The organism is Devosia sp. BK (assembly GCF_032907385.1).
In the GTDB taxonomy this organism is placed as follows: domain Bacteria; phylum Pseudomonadota; class Alphaproteobacteria; order Rhizobiales; family Devosiaceae; genus Devosia.
In genome coordinates this window covers 390,797-412,287 of the sequence record NZ_JAIMBX010000003.1, presented here as the reverse complement: position 1 = coordinate 412,287, position 21,491 = coordinate 390,797, and the positions used below count along the sequence as shown (strand labels likewise).

Below are 21,491 nucleotides of genomic sequence, written 5' to 3'. Positions count from 1 at the left end.
TGTCTAGCCGCCCTCACGCTGCGTGCAGCTTTTCCATGTGGTCGCGGATCAGCGCGAGGTCGGCATCGAACTTGGCGCTTTCTTCTCGCTTTTTTTGTGGGTCGGGAATGCGGAGGAGATAGGAGGGGTGGTTGGTGATGAAGAGCACGGCGCCATCTTCGAGCGGGATCGGCTGACCGCGCATCTTTGAGATCGTAACCGCTTTGCCCAGAAGGCTTTGGGCCGCGCTGGCGCCGAGGGCGACGACGATCTTGGGTTTCAGAAAATCGCGCTCGAGATTAAGCCAGAAGCGGCAGGCCTGGATTTCACCGGCATTGGGCTTTTGGTGGATGCGGCGCTTGCCGCGTGGCTCGAACTTGAAGTGCTTTACCGCATTGGTGACATAAAGGCGGCTGCGGTCTATGCCGGCCTTTTCCATAGCTTCGTCAAAGACTTGACCGGCAGGACCGATGAACGGGCGACCAGCGAGATCCTCTTGGTCGCCGGGCTGCTCGCCAACGAACATGACCTCAGCCTGGGCAGGGCCTTCGCCAAAGACCGGTTGCGTGGCGTGCTCGTAAAGCGGACACCGGCGGCAGCCGCCAATCGCCTCTGCAGCATCGCTAAGCGATTGAATATCCTTAGCTTCTTCCTCGACCTTATGCGCTTTTTGGCGCGTGTGGCGTGCGGGCGGCTGGGTCGCGGCGCGGGCGATCATGTCCTGCTCCATTTGCCTGGCATTGCGGATCAAGGGAGCAATGCGGGCCGCTTCGGGCAGGTTGCGCCAATATTTCATCGGCATTTCCGACTTCATCATCGCGACCTTGAGGCGGGCCGGATTGAAGATGGAATCGTAATAGGTCTGCCAATCATCCTCCACCGCATCCTCGGCGGGGATATCTTTCTTCGAGCCACCGGGACCGAAGCGCAGATTTTCCTTGTCCCAAAAGGCACTTGAATAGGGTGTGACGATACCCCAAACCATGCCTGCAAAGCGGCGAGTAAAGAAAGGCGCAGTGGCTTCGAGGGTATAATGTTCGGGCTCGAACCAGGCGATGTAGTGCTCTTCTTCGGCGTCGGGAATGGCACGGAAGCGGACGAAAGCCTTCATCTTGTGCGCATCGCGACGCACTGCAGAGGCCAGTTTCGTTAACATTCCGGTATCGGCGTCAGCAGCATTAGCGAGAATTCGTGAATCCTGCTGCAGGCGCCAGAGCATCCGATAGAGCAGCGCGAAGCGTTCTGGCTCGGAATGCTGGATGACCGACCCGGCAAGCTCCATGAACTGGCGAGGGACGGAACCGATCGGACCATCGGTCTGTGGCAGCATGTCGTCGCCCGCTTCGAAGAGCCCGTTCTCTTCCGCCCCAACCCGCCAGACGACTTGCGAGGGTTTTAAGCCAGCCACGAGCAGGCGGCGCGCCTTGCTGCGCCACTCATCGAGATCATTAAGATGGTCGAGCCGGACGGACAGCATCAGAAAAGCTCGAGCTGTTTGGGCTGGGGCGTGAGCTTTTGCTTGAGCTTGATGTCGTCGGTGAGACCGCCGGGGGTCCAATCGGCTGCCGAGATGAAGGGACGCACCTTGTCGATCGAGGCTGTGAGGCGCGAGACGTCGGCAAGCGTCAGGCGATGATGGCGGCGCGAGGTGATGACGCGATCGACGGCACGGACGCCGAGGCCGGGAACGCGCAGCAGCATTTCGCGGTCGGCGCGATTGACGTCGACTGGGAAACTCTGGCGGGTTTTGAGCGCCCAGGCGAGCTTTGGATCGATATTGAGATCGAGATGACCGCCCTCCCCGCCCGCCACGATTTCGGGGACGTCGAAGCCATAAAAGCGAATGAGCCAATCGGCCTGGTAAAGGCGATGCTCGCGCATCAGCGGGGGCGGCGCGAGCGGCAGGCGCGATGAGGCGTCGGGGATGGGCGAGAAGGCGGAGTAATAAACGCGCTTGAGCCGATAGCCGGAGTAGAGGCCGGCGGCGCGCGTGAGGATGGCGCTGTCATCGGCCTTATCGGCGCCGACGATCATCTGGGTCGATTGTCCGGCGGGGGCAAACTTTTCGGGTTTGGCTTTTGACGGCTTATTGTCGGGTGTCGCTTCATCGAGCTTGCCACGCAGCCGTGCCATGGCGGTGCGGATTTCCGATGGACGCTTTTCCGGCGCGAAATGTTCGAGCGCGGAATCGGTGGGCATTTCGATATTGGTCGAGAGACGATCGGCCCATCGGCCAGCTTCGGCAAGAAGCTCGGGCGCTGCATTGGGAATGACTTTGAGGTGGATATAGCCGGCAAAAAGATGGACCTCGCGCAGAGTGCGTGCGACGCGGACCATTTCCTCCATCGTATAATCCGGAGAGCGGATGATGCCGGAGGAGAGGAAAAGTCCCTCGATGTAATTGCGCTTGTAAAAATCGAGGGTGAGGCGAACGACCTCATCGACCGAGAAGCGGGCGCGGGCGACGTTGGAAGACGAGCGATTGATGCAATAGGCGCAATCGTACACGCAGAAATTGGTCAGCAGTAGTTTCAGAAGAGAAATGCAGCGACCATCGGGCGCATAGGAATGGCAGATGCCGCTGCCTTCCGTCGAACCGATGCCGCCGGTCTTGGCACTATTGCGCTTTTCCGTGCCGCTGGAGGCGCAGGACGCATCGTATTTTGCAGCATCGGCAAGAATGGCGAGTTTTCGCGAGAGCGTCAGAGCAACCATTGTTCTTCCTTTGTTCTAGAAGTAGCGGCAGTCCGGCGCCCGTGCATGTGAAAAAGACATGTCTGAGGAAATTGTGATGAGGGACGGCTCGGGAGATTCCCGCTTCCGCGGGAATAACGCGGTGATAAAACGTGTCGCAGGAGATTGGCCGTGGAGACCGCATAATGGATATATTGAACAAACTGCCCGCCAACGAGCCTGTATCGCTGATTGCCGAATTTACCGCGCGGGAGGGCAAGGCGGAGGAAGTCGCTCTATTGCTCGCTGGGCTGGCCACCGATGTGCGCGCCGAGCCGGGCAATGTGGTGTTTGACACCTATCGTCGCTTCGACGCTCGGCAAAAATTCGTGGTCTACGAAATCTACAAAGACCGGGCGGCGTTCGAGGCGCATATTTCGGCAGAGTATGGCGCCGTGTTCAACGCCAAATTGCGGACGCTGATCGAGGAGCCCAATTCGGTGTTGACGTTTCTGAGCGCGGTCTGATCTTCAGGTGGCGTTTGGAAGGGTCTGTGCTATGCCCGGGGCAATTAGAGGGGCTGACCATGCCGACGCTTTATTTCGTTCAGGGTTTTAGACAGAAGGGCCGCAAGCTCGAGCCGGATATGCCGACAGCGCACAAATCCGCCGAGGCGGCGATTGCTTCGGCCGAGCGCATTGCGCCCTCGCGCGCCGGTATCTGGGCCTATTCGGCCGATGTCGATGTCGAAGCCGATACTTATGACGAGCCCAAAGTGCTCTTCAAGGCGGGGACGCTGCCTGCAGGGGTGGCCGACTAATCGTTCGGAAATCGACACCAGTGCGTTGCTATTGTCTTTCTTTGTCTAACGCGCCGTCTGCCATACATTCATGAGCGAAGACGGCGCCTGGCGCCGCGTGAATTGGGAGACATTACATGACCCTCGAACTTGGCGGCATCCACCACCTGACGGCAGTGACCGCCGACGCACCGCGCAACCTCAAATTTTACACCCAGACGCTCGGCATGCGCCTCATCAAGAAGACGGTGAACCAGGACGACACCTCGGCCTATCACCTCTTTTACGGCGACGGAGTCGCCTCGCCCGGCGCCGACCTGACCTTCTTCGATTTTCCCACCCTGCGCGAACAGCGCGGCAATCACACGGTTGGCCGCACGGGCCTCCGCGTCGACAGCGAAGAAACGCTGAAATGGTGGAAGGAGCATCTCGAGGCCAATCAGGTTTCTACGAGCGGCATCAAGGAACGTCTGGGCCACGTCTCCATGGATTTCGAGGATTTCGAGGGCCAGCGCTTCCGTCTCGTCGTCGATGGGCGAAACAAGGTGATCCCTTGGGCCAAATCGCCTGTGCCGGAAGACAAGCAGATCATCGGGCTCGGCCCGATCACGCTGTCGGTGCCGAAACTAGAGCCGACCGATGCCATGCTGACGCGCGTGATGAACATGCGCCAGGTGCGGCACTATGCGGCCCGCGAACGCGGCGGCGAAGTGTTCGTCTATGAAATGGGTCCGGGCGGCCCGGCAGCGGAACTGCACGTTTCGGTCGATCCGAGCCTGCCGCGGGCACGGCCCGGCGCCGGCGGCGTGCATCACGTTGCCTTCCGCACGCCGGATCAGGATTCGCTGCATGAATGGATCGAACGGGTGAACAGCTTTGGCATTCGGTCTTCGGGCGAAGTCGAGCGGTTCTATTTCACCTCGCTCTATTTCCGCGAGCCCAATGGAATTCTGTTCGAGATTGCGACGGATGTGCCCGGATTTGCGGCGGATGAGCCTATGGAAACGTTGGGCGAAAAACTGTCGCTGCCGCCGTTTCTCGAAGGGCGCCGGGCGCAGATCGAAGCGGGGTTGAAGCCGTTGGTTTGAACTGACGATGCAGCGCCGGTGGAGGGATCCCCCTCATCCGGCGCTGCGCGCCACCTTCTCCCCGAGAGGGAGAAGAATAAGAGGTGCTCAACTCCCACCTCCGCTTACCTTCTATTCCTCTCCCACTTGGGGAGAGGTGGCTCGGCGCAGCCGAGTCGGTGAGGGGGTCACTCCGCGTCCGGCTCCAGCATGGCCGCGTCTCTCACCAACCTGACGAACTCGGCGCGATAGCCGCCTTCGTCAATGCCGCGAGCGGATTGGGCCAAGGCTTCGATTTCGGCCCAAGTCATGTCACTGCCATAAGCGCTGCCGCGGAGTTTTTGGCCGAAGGCGGCGACGGCGGTGGCGAATTGAGCATCGATCCCGGCGACGGCGATGTCGTCATAGCCGACCGCTGGGGTCACCGGCTGTTCGATCAACTGGCTGACGCTTTCGCCAGGCAGCTTGTAGCGGATTTTGAGAAAGGCGAGTTCGTCGCTGGCGGCGGGTTGCGTCGTTTCACTGCCATAGCGCAGGGGATCGACCTGGCCTTCACCGGTAGGCGTGATTTCGTAAAGCGCGGTGACCGTGTGGCCGGCGCCGATATCGCCGGCATCCACCGCGTCATTGTTGAAATCCTCGCGGTTGAGATGTCGGGTTTCGTAGCCGATGAGGCGGTATTCCGAGACGAGCGCGGGATTGAACTCGACCTGGACCTTGACGTCCTGGGCAATGGTGTGGAGCGTGCCGCCGACTTCTTCGACGAGCACCTTTTTGGCCTCGGCGAAGTTGGAAATGTAGCTGGCATTGCCATTGCCGTTCTGCGCCAGCGCCTGCATGGTCGCATCATCAAGATTGCCGCGGCCAAAGCCGAGCACAGAAAGGCTGATGCCGGACTGGCGCTTTTTGGAGATGAACTGTTCCAGCGCCTTAGGGTCATCGATCCCGACATTGAAATCGCCATCGGTCGCGAGGATCACCCGATTGGTGCCATCGACCTTGCCCTGTTCGGCAAGGCGATAGGCAAGCTCGATCCCTTCGGCGCCGGCAGTGGAGCCCCCTGCCCCAAGCTCGTCGAGCGCGGAGAGGATTTTTGCCTTGTCGCTGGACGAAGTGGGTTCGAGCGCGACACCGGCTGAACCAGCATAGGTGACGATTGAAACCGTGTCCGTATCGCTCAACTGATCGAGCAGCAGCGCAAAGGAGCGTTTGAGGAGCGGCAGCTTGTCGGGTTCATCCATCGAGCCCGAAGTATCGATGAGGAAGACAAGATTGCTCGGCGGGATGGCTTCGGCGGGCGGGGCATAGCCGCGAATGCCGATGGCCATGATCTCGGTCTTGTCGTTCCAGGGCGTCGGGAAGATTTTGACCGTCGGCTTGAACGGCATGTCGGCGCTGGGGGCGGCCGGGTAGTCGTAGGGGAAATAGTTGATCAGCTCTTCGATGCGCACGGCATCGGGCTCGGGGACAAAACCGTCTTCGAGCTGGCGGCGGACATAGGAATAGCTCGCCGTGTCGACATCGAGCGAGAAGGTCGAGACCGGCTCTTCGGCGGCGATCTTGAGGCGCTGCTCGTCAAAGCTGGTAAATTCGTCGCCAGTCGGTTCGGTGGCTGATGTGCCGACATAGGCGGGGCTCATGGCGCTGTCCTGCGCCAGCGTTATCGGCGCGGCCGGTGGCGGCGGGACGGCGGACGGCATGCGCATCATCGACGGCGCGGCTTCGCTTTCGAGCATCGGCTCTGGCGCAACCGGCATGGTTGTCACGGCCGGCGCTTCGCTCCGCGTATCGACCGGCGCGGGCTCAGCCTCTTCGACGGGCTGCGGGGCTGGAGCCGGACGGCTGACCGACTGCGTCGGCGAAAGAGCGGTCGAGGAATAGAGCTGCCAGCCGAGCGGCAGGACGAGGAGGGCAATGGCGGCAGTGCCGATGGGAACGCGCATATCCATGATCGAAATCCTTTTGAAGGAAGCGAAGATGGACATGAGACGGCGGGCCGCGGGATTTCCTTTGGCCGGGATTTTGGATTTTTCGGTTTCGGCTTCGAATGCGGCGCGGGCGGCGGCGAGCGCAGCGGCTTTAGCCGCATCGCGCGGCCGCGGAGCCGGCGCATTGCGGAGCTGGTCGAAGGGATCGGGGCGATGATCGGTCATAGGAGCCCCCTCAAGGTCTTGCGGGCTTCGTGGACGTGAAAAGAGACTGTGGCTTCCTTGATGCCCATGATCTCGGCGGCGCGGGCATGAGAAAGGTCTTCGGCATAAACGAGGAGCACGGCATCGCGCTGCTTTTCCGGCAGGCGGCGCACCGCATCCCAAAGCTGGCTGCTGGTCGCCGCATCTTCCTGCGAGGGCGCTTCTTCGGTTGGGGCGATCTCGGCATAGGCATCGACATGGGCGCCGCGGCGGCGGCCGGCGCGCTGAAAATCGCGCACCATATTGATGGTGATCCGATAGACCCAACTCGAGAAGGCGCTGCGGCCGTCAAAACTTTTGAGCGCTGCACCGAGCCGCACGCAGACATCCTGCGCGATGTCCTCGGCGTCGGGCGCATTGCCGCACCAGCGCCAGGCCGTACGGAAAATGCGGTCGTATTGGTCTTCTATCAATTCGGCAAAAGCCTCGGCATCGCCATTTTGGGCGCGCCGCACCAAGGCCTCGGAATAGGCATGGGTCGGATCGGGGATGGATGCGGCAGTCAGTCCCACCAAGCTTGCCTGCACATGGAGCCTCTTTGGCGCTAGTTTAGCGTAAGACGAATCCTCTTCGGCGATCCTTTGGTCGTCGCGCAGATTTTTTGCGGGAAAACTTTTGCCATGACCGACAGCCCCTTCAAGCTCAATCGCACGCGGATCTTCCTCCTCGCCATGGGGGCGCTGATCCTGCTCATTACGATATCGATGATGATGGGGGGGCTCGGCTCGTATCAGGCACTGCGCGATGCGGCGAGTGCGGGCGTGCAGCCATCGGCGGAGCAGACTGCAAACTAAGAGTTCTGCCTTTTCGAAACCCGCGGCACCTTGGCGCCGCGGGAAGAGTGGTGGTGAGCTTATTTTGCGGCGGTGCCGGTGCGGATGCCTTCGAAGGCTTCGTTCAGAGCCGTGGCGGCATCAGCCAGTTCCTTGCGTTCGCCGGCGAGCCAGGCCGTGTCGCCCTCGATGGTCGCATGCTGTTCGGCAATCATGCGCGCCACTTCTGCCGGCTGCGGACCGCCGAGGCCCAGGCTGGCATTGACCATGCCTTGTGGGCTTAGCGCCTCGCGGAACCGCTCTTCGGTGAGCGGGAAGGCAGTATCGGCGAGATCATATTCCGCCGCCGCTTCGGCAAATATCTTCTCGGCTTCTGCAAATGGCAGGTCGGCAGGCTTGAGCGCATTGGCGCGGCCATAGGTCACGAGCATGGAGGCGAAGTGGTGCCCGACGCGGAAGGGAACGTCGGCCTCGCGCTGCAGCACGTCGGCCAATTCGGTTGAGGTTGAATAGTCGGCATTGACCTCGGCCAGCGCCACGGCTTCGCGGAACTCGAGATCCCCGAGGAGGCTTTCAAGCGAAGCGAGCATTTTGGTTGCCGCTTCCAGGGTTTCGGTGGCTGAATTGCCCTGATCACGGAGGCCATGAGGCAGATTGTGGGCGCCGAAATAGAACCCGGTGGACTTGGCGAGGACCGCGCTGGCATTGCCACGCACGGTATTGACCGAGTTCGGATTGCGCTTTTGCGGCATGATGCTGCTGCTGCCGGTGGTGCCATCCTTGAGGATCAGCCAGGGCGACGTGAACCGATATTGCGCTTCGATATCGGAGAGGAGCGTGCCGACGGTGAGCGCCATTGAATTGGCAACCCCCACCGCAACGCCACCGGTATCGATGCGCGACAGCTGATTGGCATCGAACGAATTTTCGAGGGCGCCGCCGAAGCCGAGAAGTTCGGCCAGTCGTTCGCGATCGACCGGGAAGCTCGACGTACCAAGTGCGGCCGAGCCCAGGGGCGACATGTTGACTTCGTCATAGAGGACTTTGACGCGCTCGGCGGCACGGTCAAGCGCCTGCACATAGCCGGTGATGTAGTGGCCGAGCGTGATCGGCTGCGCCTGAACACCGACCGTATAGGCAGGAACGATCGCGTCTGGATTGGTTTCGGCCAAAGTCAGCAGCGCGGTGCGCGTGTCGATCAGCGCCTGGAGCAATTGCAGTACGGCTTCGCGCTGGAACAACCGCTCGCTGGTCGAGCCGATATCCTGGCGGCTACGGCCCGAATGCATGCGAGTGACGTCAGGGCCGCCGATTTCGATCAGGAGCGGTTCGACCTGCAGATAATCGCCCGAGCGCGCGGCGCCTTCGACGGATTGATCTTCGATAACCTGCGCCACGGCATCGGCAATGGTGACGCCCAGATCGGCCGGGACGATGCCGGTTTCGACCACCATGACAGTCGATGCCTTGTTCATCTCCGAGAGCCAATAGAATGAATCTTGTGGAGCGTCCTGCGCCTGCAGGGACGTGCTGGTGAGCATTGCAATGGTCAAGGCAGCGCAGAACCCGGCTTTGCCGGGGCGAATTGGGGCAATCATGCTTTATCCTCCGAGGTGCCAGGCCTTCTCTTCGGAAGATCGAGGCACCGTGTGTGATTCTGCGGCCGTATTTCGGTCCGCGATGACGAAACACTTCCACACTGACCAGGCGTAGAATAATGCATAGTTCGACCAAAACCATGCGTGAGGCGCATATATGGATTTGTGGGCATTGCGGGTCCTCGACGCGGTCGTAACGGCCGGAACCATCAGCGGAGCCGCGGAAATCGTGCGCCGCACGCAACCTCAGATCAGCCGCATCGTGCGCGATCTCGAGGCAAAACTCGGCTTCGAACTGTTCTTTCGGATCGGACGAAGGCTGTCGCCTACGCCTAATTGCCTAGTCTATCTCGAAGAGAGCCGGGACATTCTCGACCGGGTAGCGGCACTCGACATCACCGCGCGGCAATTGCGAGCCCAGCAGCAGCCAGACCTCCACATCGTTGCGCCACCCTATGCTTTTCATGGACTACTGCCGCCCGTGGTGGCCCAATTGCGCGCGGAAATGCCCGATGTGCCTCTGACTGTGTCGGGTCTCCATCGGCAGGATAATGGCAAATGGATGATGCCCTCGGGGTTCAATGTGGGCCTTGCCGTCTTGCCTTTCGATTTGCCCGAAGTCATTCAGCAAAGCGTCGGGACTTTTGGCGCGGCGGTCATTTTGCCACGAGGGCATGCGCTTTCGGGTCGCGCGGTGCTGACCGTTCGAGATATCGACCAGCATCCCTTTGTCGCGCTGCGTCAAGCGGCGCCATTGCGGCGGCAACTCGATCGTCTGTTTGAGGCCGAAGGCATAAGGCCCAATATCGCGATGACGGTCCCCGACTCCACCTCGGCGCTGCGCATGGTGATGGAGGGTGTCGGCCTGACCGTGGGCGATATCTTTAGTGCCCGCTCAATTGGCGGCGCGCAGGTTGAAATCATTCGGTTTGAGGGTCTGCAGCCAGGGCAGCTTGGCGTGTTCTGGCCAAACACGTCAGCGAGCCACCCTGCCCGCACGCGTTTCCTTGAGATATGCACTGAGCTTTTAGCGCGACAGTGAACCGATGCGGCTAAAGACCCCGGCTCAAGGCCGGGTTCACATTTGCTCGCTAAGGCCGCCGAACGTTCAAGCCACCAAAGCCTGCGGCACCGCCTCTGCGATGAAGCCTCCCCCGAGCACTTCCGAGGTTTGACTGTCGTCGGCGTAGAAGACGCAGGCTTGGCCGGGGGAGATGCCGTATTCGCCGGTGACGAGGGTGACGTAGACTTCGCCGTCCTGCATCTGGATGACGGCGGGCTGGGGGCCGCGGGTGGAGCGAACTTTGACTTCCACCGGGGCGCCATTGCCGGCGCTGGCTTCGGCGAGCGGGATGGCTCCGAGCCAATTAACGTCGCGAAGGCGGACGGTGTGCGTTTTCAGCGCTTCGCGCGGCCCGACGATGACGCGGCCGGTGCGATGCTCGAGTTTGACCACATAGAGCGGTTCGGCGGCGGCGACGCCGAGGCCTTTGCGCTGGCCGATCGTGTAGTGAACGATGCCGTCATGCGTGCCGAGGACGCGGCCGTCGAGATGGACGATCTCGCCCTGGGCCAGCGCTTCGGGATGCATCTTGGCAATGATATCGGCGTATTTGCCCTGCGGCACGAAGCAGATGTCCTGGCTATCGTGCTTCTCGGCGATTTCGAGACCAAATTCGCGCGCGAGTTCGCGCACGGCTGGCTTGCTCATGCCCCCAAGCGGGAAGCGCAGGAAATCGAGCTGATCTTGCGTCGTGGCAAAGAGGAAATAGGTCTGGTCTCGATCGCTGTCGACGGGGCGGAAGAGCTGGCGGCGGCCATCTTCGCCGAGACGGGCCTGGACATAGTGGCCAGTCGCCAGAACGTCAGCGCCGAGATCGCGGGCGACGGTCATCAGGTCGACGAATTTCACCGACTGATTGCAGGCGATGCAGGGCACCGGGGTTTCGCCCTGCTGATAGGCATTGGCGAAGGGCTCGATCACCGAGGCCTTGAAGCGCTCTTCATAGTCGAGGACGTAGTGCGGGATCCCGAGCTTGGCGGCAACGCGGCGGGCATCGTGGATGTCCTGGCCGGCGCAGCAGGCGCCCTTGCGATGGGTGGCCTCGCCATGATCGTAAAGCTGCAGGGTAATGCCGATGACTTCATAGCCCTCTTGGGCGAGCACACCGGCAACGACGGAGGAGTCGACGCCCCCGGACATGGCGACAACAACGCGCGTGTCCTCGGGACGCTTGGCGATATCAAGCGAATTCAACATGTCTTTCCAATCCGGATGGGGTCAAGGGCCAGCGGATAAGCGTGAGCGGCTTCCATACGCCGAATGATGTTTCTAGGCAATCGGCGGCCCGGCAGGATTTGCCGGGTGGGGGTCAAACTGTTCCGAAGTACTGACCGAATGCAAAGCTGAGGAGAACAGACAGCGTGGTCCGACCAAAGCTAATCATCTGAAACTGATAGCAAAATTTCGAAACGCGCAAACTGGCAAGGCGCTTGCATTGAGTGAAGGGAATTCATTCGTTCGACGGAGCGCAGTCATGGCTTCAACAGTGGCAAATCTGCTGACCTCGATGGTTGGCAATGTGGTCAAGCCTCAACCGATCATTCCGATCGGTGGGGGCGACGACAGCTTTGCACGCATGCTTGACGCTGCCGCGAACACACCGGCACGGCCAGAACAGCCTGCGACGCAACAGACAGCGCCGAGCGATAGCGCGCCAGCGTCGAGTGATGCTGCGCCCGCAGCGGACGAAAAACCCACCGAAACCACAGAAACGGCCAAGGCCGGTGAAACCACCGAGACCAAATCCGACGACGACAAGGATACCGGAACCGGCGAGAATAGCCTGGCGGAGAGCCTCCTGACGGCGCTCGCGGCGCTGGGGCTGAGCACCGAACAGGTCGGCCAGGCGGCCGCGACCAATGACCCGGCAGCCCTCGGCGAAGTCGAAGGCGCGCTCAACGATCTCGCCAAGCAACTTGGCATGGATCTCAAGACGCTGATGCAGCAATTGGCCGAGCTCGCCAAGGGCGTGGCGGCAGCAGGCGGTGGCAAGGATGATCTGGCGGCAAAGCTGAAAGCCTTTGTGGGCGATAAGCTCGGCGCCGCCGGTGTCGATCTCGATCCGGGCATCGAGGAGAGCTTTGCCAAGCTTTTGGGCGGGCTCGAAAAGCTCTCCAAGGCCATCCCGACCGAACCGGAACTGGCAACGCCCGAACTCAAGCTGACCGAACCCATCCTGACCGGCAAAGCGACTGCGACGGCGGCCGAAGAAAAGCCGGCAGTTGCCGCGGCGGACCTTGAAGCAAAGCCCGAGCGCAAGACCGAAGCCAAGCCGGCCGATGCCGCGCCAGCGGCACAGGACAAGGCGCCCAACGCTACCCAGTCCACGCGCCAGAATGCGCCTCAGGACAATAATTCGGCTGTGAGCGCAGCAGGCCCGGCACAAGCGGCGCAGCCCCAGAATGATCCCACGGCTCAACCCGTCAATGCCGCGACGACGCCGCGCATCGTCCAAACCGGCTATCAGACGAGCCAGCAGCAACTCAACCTGCCGCAGATCGCCTTCGAGCTATCGCGGCAAGTGGAAGGCGGCAATACCCGCTTCCAGATGCGGCTCGATCCGGCCGAACTGGGCCGTATCGATGTCCGGCTCGATATCGACCACAAGGGCCAGGTGCATGCCAAGCTGACCGTCGAAAAGGCGGAAACGCTGGACCTGATGCAGCGTGACCAGCGCGCCCTTGAAAAGGCGCTGCAGCAGGCGGGCCTTGATCAGAGCAAGACCAATCTCGAATTCTCGCTGAAGCAAAACCCCTTCGCTGGTGACCAGAACCAGCATTCGGGCAGCGAGCAAGGCGGGTTCGGCGGTGGCCAGGATGGCCAGGAAGAGACAGAAGTCGCCGCTCCCCCCATTACCCTTTATCGCGGCGCGCTTCAGGCGAGCGGCGTCAACATCATCGCTTAAGGACCCACCACCATGGTTGACGGCGTTTCCGGCTCTTCCAACGTAAGCAATAACAGTGGTCTTGCAGCTTCGCGCCAGACCATTGCGCAGAACTTTGACACCTTCCTCTCGATCCTGACGACGCAGCTCAAGAACCAGAACCCGCTCGATCCGCTCGACACCAACCAGTTCACCCAGCAGCTCGTGCAGTTCACCGGGGTCGAGCAGCAGCTCAAGACCAATGAATATCTCGGCAGCCTCCTGTCCTCGACCCAGAATGCGGGCCGCATGGACGCCGTCAATTATATCGGCAAGCAGGTGACGATTTCGGGCAAGACGACCCAGCTTTCCGGCACCCACGCGATGTGGAGCTACAATGCCGAAGCGAACGTCGCCAATGCCAATATCACCATCAAGAACGACAAGGGCGACACGGTCTATACCCAGGCCGGCTCGCTCAATATGGGCTCGGGCACCTTTGCCTGGGACGGCATCGGCAGCAATGGCCAGCCTATGCCCGACGGGCTCTACACACTGACGCTCGAAGGCACCAATGTGTCGGGCAAGAACGTCAAGATCACGACTTCCGCCATCGGCAAGGTGAGCGCGGTCGATTTCTCGTCGGGCTCCCCGATGGTAACGGTTGGCGCCGCCAAGGTGCCGCTGAGCGATGTCAGCGAAGTCCGCCTGCCGGACGCGACGACGACACCGGCTTCGTAAAGAGCCTAAGACTTTTCTTGATTGGCACCGCTGTCCGATGGGCAGCGGTGTTTTGGTTTCGGTTGCCACAAAGCGCTTGAGCCTTGAGCCCTGGCTTGCCATGAGAGGCTGCCCACCCTGCCCGCCGAACCGAGCCCATAGCCATGCAGCCGCACCAGCGCCTCTACTTCATGCAGTTTGCCTTTGCCATCACCATGGGCGGCATGCTGACGCGCCTGCCGGACCTGCAGGTGAAATTCGGGCTGACCGAAGGCCAGCTCGGGCTGATGCTTATTACCATGTCGCTCGGCGTCTTATGCGGCATCACCTTCCTTGGCCGCACGGTCGAGCGGCTTGGGGCGCGGACGGGGTCGTTCATCGCCATTTTTGGGGCCTCGGCGCTTTATGCGCTCGTGCCCTGGATGCCCAGCGCGCTCTGGGTAGCACCGGTGCTGTTTTGCGCAGGCCTCCTTGCCGGGGCGCTTGAAATCCTTATCAATGTCGAGGCCGACAGGCATGAGGCTCTGCTCGGCCGCCGGATCATGAGCCGTGTGCATGGCATGTGGAGCTTTGGGTTCTTCGTAACGGCGCTCGTCGCAGCGGGTCTGCGGCAGGCCGAGGTGTCGGTGGCGATCCATCTCGCGATTGCGCTGGTAGTGGTCGTCGTCTCTGGCGTCTTCATTCTTTCCAAGGTGGAAAACGCACCAGCGCGAGTGGAAGACCATGGCGGGCAGACGCACGCCTTTGCCTTCCCGACCATCGGCCTCCTGCCATTGTGCCTTCTTGGGGCCGCGCCGCTCTTTGTGGAGGGCGCAGGGGTCGATTGGTCGGCGATCTATATGCGCGACGTTTTCAGCGTCGAGCCGTTTATTGGCGGGCTCAGCGTGACGCTCTTTTCGCTTGCCATCGCCATTGGGCGGTTGAGCATGGATCGTGTCATCGATCGGTTCGGGCCACAGGCGGTCGGGCGCACGCTGCTGCTGGTGGCAACGCTCGGCGTGGTGATGGTCGCCTCGGCGCCCCATCCGCTCCTGGCGCTACTGGGCTTCATGCTGGCGGGGATCGGCTGCTCGTCGGTTTACCCGCTCGCTATCTCGGCGGCAGCGCGGCGGACGGACCGCCCATCGGCCGTTAATGTCGCGGCGCTGAGCCAGATGACCTTCGTCGTCTTCTTTGCCGGCCCGCCGCTTCTGGGGTTCCTGGCCGAGCATTTCGGCATCAGGACATCCTACTGGGTGATCGTCCCGGTCCTGGCCGTCGCGCTCCTTTTGACGGGTGCCCTGGCGCCGGAAAAGAGAGTCTAAAGCGGGTCGTGGCAAGTATCGCAAGCCCCGACAATTGATTGATATTTCTTCGCAATCTTAACGGGTTGTAAGTTTCCCTTTAGCGGTATCTTAAGCTCATCGGCCTACTCTCATCCTCATATGGTCAGGTTTGAGTAGAGAGTAAAATGACCGTACAGATGCGTCCTCGCGTAAAGTACGTTATCGGTCCGGACGGCAGCCCGCTCACTATTGCGGATCTGCCTCCAGCCAATACCCGCCGTTGGGTTATCCGCCGCAAAGCGGAAGTCGTCGCGGCTGTTCGTGGTGGTCTCCTGAGTCTCGAAGAGGCTTGTGACCGCTATACGCTCAGTGTCGATGAGTTTCTAAACTGGCAAGCCGCCATCGATAAGCATGGCCTTGCCGGGTTGCGGACAACCTGGATCCAGCATTACCGCGAAGGCTAAACGCCTTCGTTTGGGATCGCGACAACCCCCAGGCCCATGGGCCTCGGGGGTTTTGCGCGTTGGCTAAAGCCTCAGGGAATATTATCCGGCATCCATTTCGCGCCTGCAGGGCGCTGGCGCAGACGCTCATAATGCGCCTCGACATGGGGCAGCGCCTTGCGCTGGAAAGGTGTGCGCAGCCAGCGATGCGTCGAAAGACCCAACGCTATATCGGCGATCGAAAAGTCCTCGCCGGCAATGAAAGGCGCTCCCTTCGCCAATTCGGCATCGAGAATGTCCATCTGCCCATTCCAGCGACTGACTGATTCGGCAATTTTTGCCGGGTCGTCATAGCCGGGTGTCTTTCGGGCGAGCGCGTGATGGGCATATCCCCAGGCCGGATTGAGCTCGGTTGCCTGCCATATCAGCCACTGAAACGCGCGGCCATGGGCGTGAATGTCCACAGGGAGCAGGGCTGAGCGCGTCTTGGCGAGGTAAAGCAGGATGGCATTGCTCTCCCAAAGCGTCAGTCCATCATCGTCGATGAAGACCGGGATCTGGGCATTGGGGTTAAGAGCCAGGAATTCCGGGACTTTGGGTTCGCGGATGGGCAATCCCCAATCCTCCCGATCATAACTTTCACCCAATTCGTCCAGCGCCCACAACACTTTGCGCACATTGATCGAGGTGACGCGCCCCAAAACTCGAACCATGGAAATCCTCGTTGTCTACCCGGCAAATCTTGCCTGATTTTGCGTTTCGCATCGAGTGGTTAAGACATTGTTTACCATCTGGTGGGTAATTTTTGCCCAGCGGTCGACGGGGGCTCCCACGACTGCACTAGAACAAACTCGAGTGGCAGCGTGGATAGTCTCACTACTCTCATCAACCGCATCGGCATTGCACGTCTCGCTGCGATGGCGACTGTGGCCGTGCTCATCCTGGGTTTCTTCGTCTTCCTGATGATGCGCTCCCAAACCCCAAATCTCGCGCCGCTCTATAGTGGTCTGAGCCTTGAGGACTCCTCGGCCATCATCACCCAGCTTGAAGCCTCGAGCGTTCCCTACGAACTGCGCGGCGACGGCGACACCATTCTCGTGCCGCGCGACCAGATCACGACCGTCCGCATGAACCTTGCCGGTGAAGGTCTGCCGAGCAAGGGCCAGGTCGGCTACGAAATCTTCGACCAGCAATCGACGCTGGGTGCGACGAGCTTTGTTCAAAACATCAACAATGTCCGCGCCCTCGAAGGCGAATTGGCCCGCACCATCTCGTCGCTGACGCGCATCAAGGGCGCTCGCGTCCACCTCGTCCTGCCCGAGCGCGAACTGTTCCGCCGCGAACGCAAGGACCCCTCGGCATCGATCGTTCTTTCCGTGCGCGGTGCGCTGTCGAATGGCGAAATCCAGGCCATCCAGCACCTCGTTGCCTCCGCCATCGAAGGCCTGACCCCGCAGCGCGTGTCGATCGTCGACGATGCCGGCAATCTGCTTGCTTCGGGTACCGAAGACGATGGCCTCGGCGCCATGGCCGGCCAGGCCGAAGAACGCGTGCTCGGCTTTGAAAACCGCATGCGTACCCGCATCGAAGACATGCTCGCCAATGTCGTCGGACCGGGCCGGGCCCGCGTCGAAGTGTCGGCCGAACTCGACTTCAATCGCTCGACCACAACCGAAGAAACCTTCAACCCCGATGGCCAGGTCGTTCGCTCGACCCAGACCCGTGAAGCCCAGAACCAGTCCGGCGCCGCTGCCGGTCAGGCCACCGTTGCCAATGAACTGCCGGGCGCCAGCGCCAATAATGGCGGCGACGGCAGCACCGAACAGGGCAATTCGACCGAAGAAGTCGTCAACTACGAGATCTCCAAGAAGACCGCGACAGCCGTGACCGAAGCCGGTGCGCTCAAGCGTCTCTCGGTGGCCGTGGTGGTCGATGGCACCTATACCGACGACGGCCAGGGCAACATGACCTATGCCCCGCGCTCGGCCGACGAAATCACTCAGATCCAGACCCTGGTTCGCTCGGCAGTTGGTTATTCGATCGATCGCGGCGACACCGTCGATGTCGTCAACATGCAGTTCGCCGAACGTCCGGACCTCGCTCCGGCGGGCACCGATCAGCAGGGTGGCCTCCTCGACTTCACCCGCGACGACATCATGAACGGCGCCGAAATGGCGGTGACCCTCCTCATCGCGCTCGCCCTGATGTTCTTCGTGCTCCGTCCGCTGCTCAAGAAGGTCATGAGCCCCGAGCCGACGACGCTGGCTCTGCCGGCCGCCGTCGAACTGGGCCAGGGCACGACGCTCGATGCCGAAGGGAATGTCATCCCGACGCTGGCCGAAGATCCGATGACCGACCAGGCCCGCGCCGCACTCGCCAATCACGACTGGATCGAAGACGCCAAGGCCCTGGGCGAAGCCCAGCTCCAGCAGCTCAAGTCGGTCGGCTCGCTGGTCGAAGAAAATCCCAAGCAGGCAGCGCTCATCGTGCGCGGCTGGCTCTCCAACGCAGCGTGATCTGACATGGCCCTTGTTTCCCAGTCTGTCGAGAGTGATAGCCGCTCCGGCGGTCCCCAGCTCAGGATCGGCGGCGCTTCGAGCTACCGCGCCCTCAAGGGCGACGAGAAGGCCGCAGCGCTCCTCCTCGCGCTTGGTCCCGATCACGGCAAGCCGATCTTTGAAGAACTCGACGAACACGAGATCAAGACGCTCTCGCGCGCCATGGTCAAGCTCGGCCCGATTACTCCAGCCATGCTCGATGAGCTGATGGCCGAATTCGTCACCAACATTGCTTCCAACGGCAATGTGGCCGGCAATTCCGATTCGACGGAGCGTCTCCTCCTGTCGTTCCTGCCGCAGGAACGCGTCGATTCCATCATGGAAGAAATTCGCGGCCCGGCCGGCCGCAACATGTGGGAAAAGCTCTCGAACGTTCAGGCAGACGTCCTCGCCGCTTACCTCAAAAACGAATATCCCCAGACGGTTGCCGTGATCCTCTCCAAGATCGCACCGGAACATGCTTCGGACGTGCTGGCTTCGCTTCCGGCAGAACTCGCCATGGAAGTGGTGCAGCGCATGCTCGGCCTCGATGTGGTGCAGAAGGACATTCTCGAAAAGATCGAGCAGACCCTCCGCACCGAATTCATCTCGACGCTCAATACCTCGAAGCGCCGCGACAGCCATGAACTGATGGCCGAAATCTTCAACTCGTTCGATCGCCAGACCGAAGCGCGTTTCATCACGAGCCTTGAAGAACGCAATCGCGAAGATGCCGAGCGCATCAAGTCGCTGATGTTCACCTTCGAAGATCTCGCCAAGCTCGACATGACCGCGGTGCAGACGCTGCTGAGCCGTGTCGACAAGCGTGAACTGGCCCTCTGCCTCAAGGGCGCCAATGACGAGGTCAAGGATTTCTTCCTCAAGAACATGTCGACCCGCGCTGCCAAGCTGATGCAGGACGATATGATGGCCATGGGTCCGGTGCGTCTCAAGGACGTCGACGAGGCTCAGAGCCGTATGGTTTCAACCGCCAAGGACATGGCCGCGAAGGGGGAAATCCTCATCGTCAAGTCCAAGGGCGACGACCAGATGGTCGGCTAAACCATGGCCGCCCTCGCCCGCTTCACTTTCGACCTCGACCTCGCGGACCGCCCGGTCCATGCGGCGACTGCCATGCCGGACTTGCCGCCCGAGCCGGTCGGCATTCCCGAGGACGTCGTGGCCCGTCTCGTGCGCGAGGCGCGGGAAGAAGGCTATGCCGAAGGTCTCATGGCCGGCGAAGGCAATTCCACCTCCATGGCCAGCCAGACCGTTGCTGCCGCCGCTGGCATGCTTGCCGCCCATGCTGCAAGCATGACGGCCGCACTCGACGATGCGCGCATGGAAAACCATGTCGCCGCCGTAGACCTCGCCGTCAGCGTCGGCCGTAAGCTTGCCTTCCACCTCATCAACCGCGAGCCAGCCGGCGAACTCGAAGCGCTGATCGCCGAATGCATGCCGAGCCTTTCGGGCGTGCCGCATCTCGTGATCCGCTGCCACCCCGATCTCGCCGACCAGATCCGCGACATCGCCACTGCCCAGATCGCGACCTCCGGTTATGCCGGGCGTCTCGTCGTGATGGGCGAGCCTGACATCCGCCTCGGCGACGGGCGCCTCGAATGGGTCGATGGCGGCCTCATCCGCGATACCGGCGCCCTTGGAACCGACATCGACGGAACCATTGCCAACTATCTCGCCGCCAAGGCGAACAAGACCGGCAACCACCACAACAAGGAGAGCGGTGAATGAACCCGACCGATCCCGAACTCGATACCAATGACATGGGCGAACTCGGCCTCGACGAAATGCCGACGCCCGAGCGTGGCGATCGCATGGAAGCCTATGTGGAGCGCACCGCCGACGACCTCGAAGCTGTCTTCGACGTGCCGGTGCGCGTGTCGGTCGTGCTTGGCCGCACCAAGATGCCGGTCTCGCACCTTCTCAAGCTCGACACCGGCACAGTGGTGGAACTCGACCGCCAGGTCGGCGAAGCCGTCGAAATCTACGTCAATGACCGCCTCGTGGCGCGTGGCGAAATCGTGCTGGTCGAAAATCGGCTCGGCGTCACCATGACCGAGATCATCAAGCCGCAATAATAAGAAACGGGAGTGAATGGTATGCGTCTCCTCATCGTCGGAACCCTTGAAGGTCAACTGAGCCAGGCCACCAAAATGGCCATGGATGGCGGGGCCAAGGTCGCTCACGCGCCGGGCATCGAAATCGCCATGGCAGCGCTCCGCACCGGGCGTGGCGCCGACCTGCTGCTCGTCGATGTGATGATGGACATTGCCGGCCTCATCGCCGCGCTCGAAGCCGAACGCATCGCCATTCCCGTCGTCGCCTGCGGCGTCGAAACCAATGCCGCTGCCGCCGTCAACGCCATCCGCGCCGGCGCCAAGGAATACATCCCCCTGCCCCCCGATGCCGCGCTGATCGCAGCCGTGATCCAGGCAGTATCGCGCGACAGCGAAGATTTCCTCTTCCGCGATCCCGCCATGCAGCGCGTCGTCAAGATGGCCGAGCAGGTCGCAGGCTCGGAAGCCTCGATCCTCATCACCGGCGAAAGCGGCACCGGCAAGGAAGTCATCGCGCGCTACGTCCACTCGCGGTCCAAGCGCGCCGCCAAGCCGTTCATTTCTGTCAACTGCGCCGCCATTCCCGAAGCGCTTCTTGAATCCGAACTGTTCGGCCACGAAAAGGGTGCCTTTACCGGCGCTATCGCGCGCCGCGTCGGCAAGTTCGAGGAAGCCTCGGGCGGCACGCTGCTGCTCGACGAAATCTCGGAAATGGACGTTCGGCTGCAGGCCAAGCTTCTTCGCGCCATCCAGGAGCGGGTGATCGATCGCGTCGGCGGCAGCAAGCCCGTGCCGGTCGATATCCGCATCCTCGCCACCTCGAACCGCAACCTCGTCGAGGCTGTCCGCGAAGGTTCGTTCCGCGAAGATCTTCTCTTCCGCCTCAACGTCGTCAATCTCAAGCTCCCGGCGCTGCGCGAGCGTCCAGGCGATATCGTGGCGCTGGCCGACCACTTCGTCACCAAATATGCCAAGGCTAATGGCCTGCCGAAGCGTGAGCTCTCGGACGATGCCCGCACCGCCCTCCTCCATGCGCCATGGCCGGGCAATGTCCGCGAACTCGAAAACACGCTGCACCGCGCCGTACTACTCGCCACCGGCACGATGATCGGCTCGGAAGCCATCGTCCTGCCTGATGGCATGGGCCTCAATGAAGCCGCCCGCGCCAATTCGCCGGCCCAGCAGCTCGCCGAAACCGCCGAAGCCATGTCCCGCGCCCTTGTCGGCCGAACTGTGGCCGATGTGGAGCGCGAGCTGATCCTCGACACCCTCGACCACACCTGGGGCAACCGCACTCATGCGGCCAATATCCTCGGCATCTCGATCCGCACGCTGCGGAACAAACTCAACCAATATTCGGACGAGGGAATGAACATTCCCGACCCCGGAGAGCGGCGCAACGTCGCTTAAATTCAAATTTGGCGGGAGGACGGCGAAGTCGCCG

The 21,491-nt window shown here is 61.5% G+C and carries 21 protein-coding genes; 14 read left to right on the top strand and 7 right to left on the bottom strand.

Annotation, left to right across the window (positions count from 1 at the left end; all coding sequences use genetic code 11):
• Positions 1-13 precede the first annotated feature (13 nt).
• Together DevBK_RS17580 and DevBK_RS17575 are read right to left on the bottom strand one after the other, a co-directional pair.
• Entirely contained in the window at positions 14-1,456 is a 1,443-nt protein-coding gene (locus DevBK_RS17580; RefSeq protein WP_317186372.1) for a UdgX family uracil-DNA binding protein, read from the bottom strand.
• Positions 1,456-2,694, bottom strand: a complete 1,239-nt coding sequence (locus tag DevBK_RS17575; protein WP_317186371.1) for a putative DNA modification/repair radical SAM protein — start codon at positions 2,692-2,694, stop codon at positions 1,456-1,458. Before DevBK_RS17575 ends, DevBK_RS17580 begins: the two co-directional genes overlap by 1 nt.
• Before the next feature lie 164 nt (positions 2,695-2,858).
• Here DevBK_RS17575 and DevBK_RS17570 point away from each other — a divergent pair, with 164 nt between their 5' ends.
• The 3 genes from DevBK_RS17570 to DevBK_RS17560 all read left to right on the top strand — a co-directional run bounded on the left by DevBK_RS17570 (position 2,859) and on the right by DevBK_RS17560 (position 4,539).
• The gene (locus DevBK_RS17570) at positions 2,859-3,179 is read left to right on the top strand and encodes a putative quinol monooxygenase (protein WP_317186370.1); all 321 of its coding nucleotides are present in this window, start codon (positions 2,859-2,861) and stop codon (positions 3,177-3,179) included.
• A gap of 59 nt (positions 3,180-3,238) precedes the next feature.
• Complete coding sequence (locus DevBK_RS17565) at positions 3,239-3,472, top strand: hypothetical protein (protein ID WP_061909101.1); 234 nt, start codon at positions 3,239-3,241, stop codon at positions 3,470-3,472.
• Between the two features lie 116 nt (positions 3,473-3,588).
• The gene (locus tag DevBK_RS17560) at positions 3,589-4,539 is read left to right on the top strand and encodes a ring-cleaving dioxygenase (protein WP_317186369.1); all 951 of its coding nucleotides are present in this window, start codon (positions 3,589-3,591) and stop codon (positions 4,537-4,539) included.
• Between the two features lie 167 nt (positions 4,540-4,706).
• Here DevBK_RS17560 and DevBK_RS17555 read toward each other — a convergent pair whose 3' ends face one another.
• Both DevBK_RS17555 and DevBK_RS17550 read right to left on the bottom strand, forming a co-directional pair.
• Positions 4,707-6,671, bottom strand: coding sequence for a vWA domain-containing protein (locus tag DevBK_RS17555; RefSeq protein ID WP_317186368.1), 1,965 nt, complete (start codon positions 6,669-6,671; stop codon positions 4,707-4,709).
• The gene (locus tag DevBK_RS17550; protein WP_244487088.1) at positions 6,668-7,222 is read right to left on the bottom strand and encodes an RNA polymerase sigma factor; all 555 of its coding nucleotides are present in this window, start codon (positions 7,220-7,222) and stop codon (positions 6,668-6,670) included. Before DevBK_RS17550 ends, DevBK_RS17555 begins: the two co-directional genes overlap by 4 nt.
• 108 nt (positions 7,223-7,330) lie before the next feature.
• Between DevBK_RS17550 and DevBK_RS17545 the strand changes: the two genes are divergently transcribed.
• Positions 7,331-7,504 carry a hypothetical protein gene (locus tag DevBK_RS17545; protein ID WP_317186367.1) on the top strand — a complete coding sequence of 58 codons (174 nt, stop codon included), beginning with the start codon at positions 7,331-7,333 and terminating at the stop codon, positions 7,502-7,504.
• 59 nt (positions 7,505-7,563) lie between these two features.
• Here DevBK_RS17545 and DevBK_RS17540 read toward each other — a convergent pair whose 3' ends face one another.
• Positions 7,564-9,081 (bottom strand): lyase family protein, encoded by a 1,518-nt coding sequence (locus DevBK_RS17540; protein ID WP_317186366.1) that lies wholly within the window; start codon positions 9,079-9,081, stop codon positions 7,564-7,566.
• Positions 9,082-9,238: 157 nt separating this feature from the next.
• Here DevBK_RS17540 and DevBK_RS17535 point away from each other — a divergent pair, with 157 nt between their 5' ends.
• Entirely contained in the window at positions 9,239-10,123 is an 885-nt protein-coding gene (locus tag DevBK_RS17535) for a LysR family transcriptional regulator (protein WP_062629869.1), read from the top strand.
• A gap of 66 nt (positions 10,124-10,189) precedes the next feature.
• Here DevBK_RS17535 and mnmA read toward each other — a convergent pair whose 3' ends face one another.
• Positions 10,190-11,341, bottom strand: coding sequence for a tRNA 2-thiouridine(34) synthase MnmA (gene mnmA / locus DevBK_RS17530; protein ID WP_317186365.1), 1,152 nt, complete (start codon positions 11,339-11,341; stop codon positions 10,190-10,192).
• Between the two features lie 277 nt (positions 11,342-11,618).
• Here mnmA and DevBK_RS17525 point away from each other — a divergent pair, with 277 nt between their 5' ends.
• The 4 genes from DevBK_RS17525 to DevBK_RS17510 all read left to right on the top strand — a co-directional run bounded on the left by DevBK_RS17525 (position 11,619) and on the right by DevBK_RS17510 (position 15,456).
• Positions 11,619-13,049 carry a flagellar hook-length control protein FliK gene (locus tag DevBK_RS17525; protein WP_317186364.1) on the top strand — a complete coding sequence of 477 codons (1,431 nt, stop codon included), beginning with the start codon at positions 11,619-11,621 and terminating at the stop codon, positions 13,047-13,049.
• A gap of 12 nt (positions 13,050-13,061) precedes the next feature.
• On the top strand, positions 13,062-13,748 hold the full coding sequence (locus tag DevBK_RS17520; protein ID WP_061909115.1) for a flagellar hook assembly protein FlgD: 687 nt from the start codon (positions 13,062-13,064) through the stop codon (positions 13,746-13,748).
• 143 nt (positions 13,749-13,891) lie between these two features.
• Complete coding sequence (locus tag DevBK_RS17515) at positions 13,892-15,031, top strand: MFS transporter (RefSeq protein WP_317186363.1); 1,140 nt, start codon at positions 13,892-13,894, stop codon at positions 15,029-15,031.
• 146 nt (positions 15,032-15,177) lie between these two features.
• Positions 15,178-15,456, top strand: coding sequence for a DUF1153 domain-containing protein (locus DevBK_RS17510; protein WP_035102845.1), 279 nt, complete (start codon positions 15,178-15,180; stop codon positions 15,454-15,456).
• Between the two features lie 71 nt (positions 15,457-15,527).
• On the opposite strand, the gene DevBK_RS17505 is transcribed toward DevBK_RS17510, so the two are convergent.
• Positions 15,528-16,148 (bottom strand): glutathione S-transferase family protein, encoded by a 621-nt coding sequence (locus DevBK_RS17505; protein WP_317186362.1) that lies wholly within the window; start codon positions 16,146-16,148, stop codon positions 15,528-15,530.
• Between the two features lie 150 nt (positions 16,149-16,298).
• On the opposite strand from DevBK_RS17505, the gene fliF reads away from it, so the two are divergent.
• From fliF to DevBK_RS17480, 5 genes are read left to right on the top strand one after another with little or no spacing between them, the layout of a single operon-like run.
• Positions 16,299-17,951 carry a flagellar basal-body MS-ring/collar protein FliF gene (fliF, locus tag DevBK_RS17500; protein WP_062629874.1) on the top strand — a complete coding sequence of 551 codons (1,653 nt, stop codon included), beginning with the start codon at positions 16,299-16,301 and terminating at the stop codon, positions 17,949-17,951.
• 6 nt (positions 17,952-17,957) lie between these two features.
• On the top strand, positions 17,958-19,034 hold the full coding sequence (gene fliG, locus DevBK_RS17495) for a flagellar motor switch protein FliG (RefSeq protein WP_061909122.1): 1,077 nt from the start codon (positions 17,958-17,960) through the stop codon (positions 19,032-19,034).
• A gap of 3 nt (positions 19,035-19,037) precedes the next feature.
• A complete protein-coding gene (locus tag DevBK_RS17490; protein ID WP_317186361.1) occupies positions 19,038-19,721 on the top strand; it encodes a hypothetical protein in 684 nt (227 codons plus the stop codon).
• A 56-nt stretch (positions 19,722-19,777) separates the two neighbouring features.
• Positions 19,778-20,068 (top strand): flagellar motor switch protein FliN, encoded by a 291-nt coding sequence (gene fliN, locus DevBK_RS17485; RefSeq protein WP_244484006.1) that lies wholly within the window; start codon positions 19,778-19,780, stop codon positions 20,066-20,068.
• A gap of 21 nt (positions 20,069-20,089) precedes the next feature.
• Entirely contained in the window at positions 20,090-21,457 is a 1,368-nt protein-coding gene (locus DevBK_RS17480; protein WP_317186360.1) for a sigma-54 dependent transcriptional regulator, read from the top strand.
• The last annotated feature ends 34 nt before the right edge of the window (positions 21,458-21,491 follow it).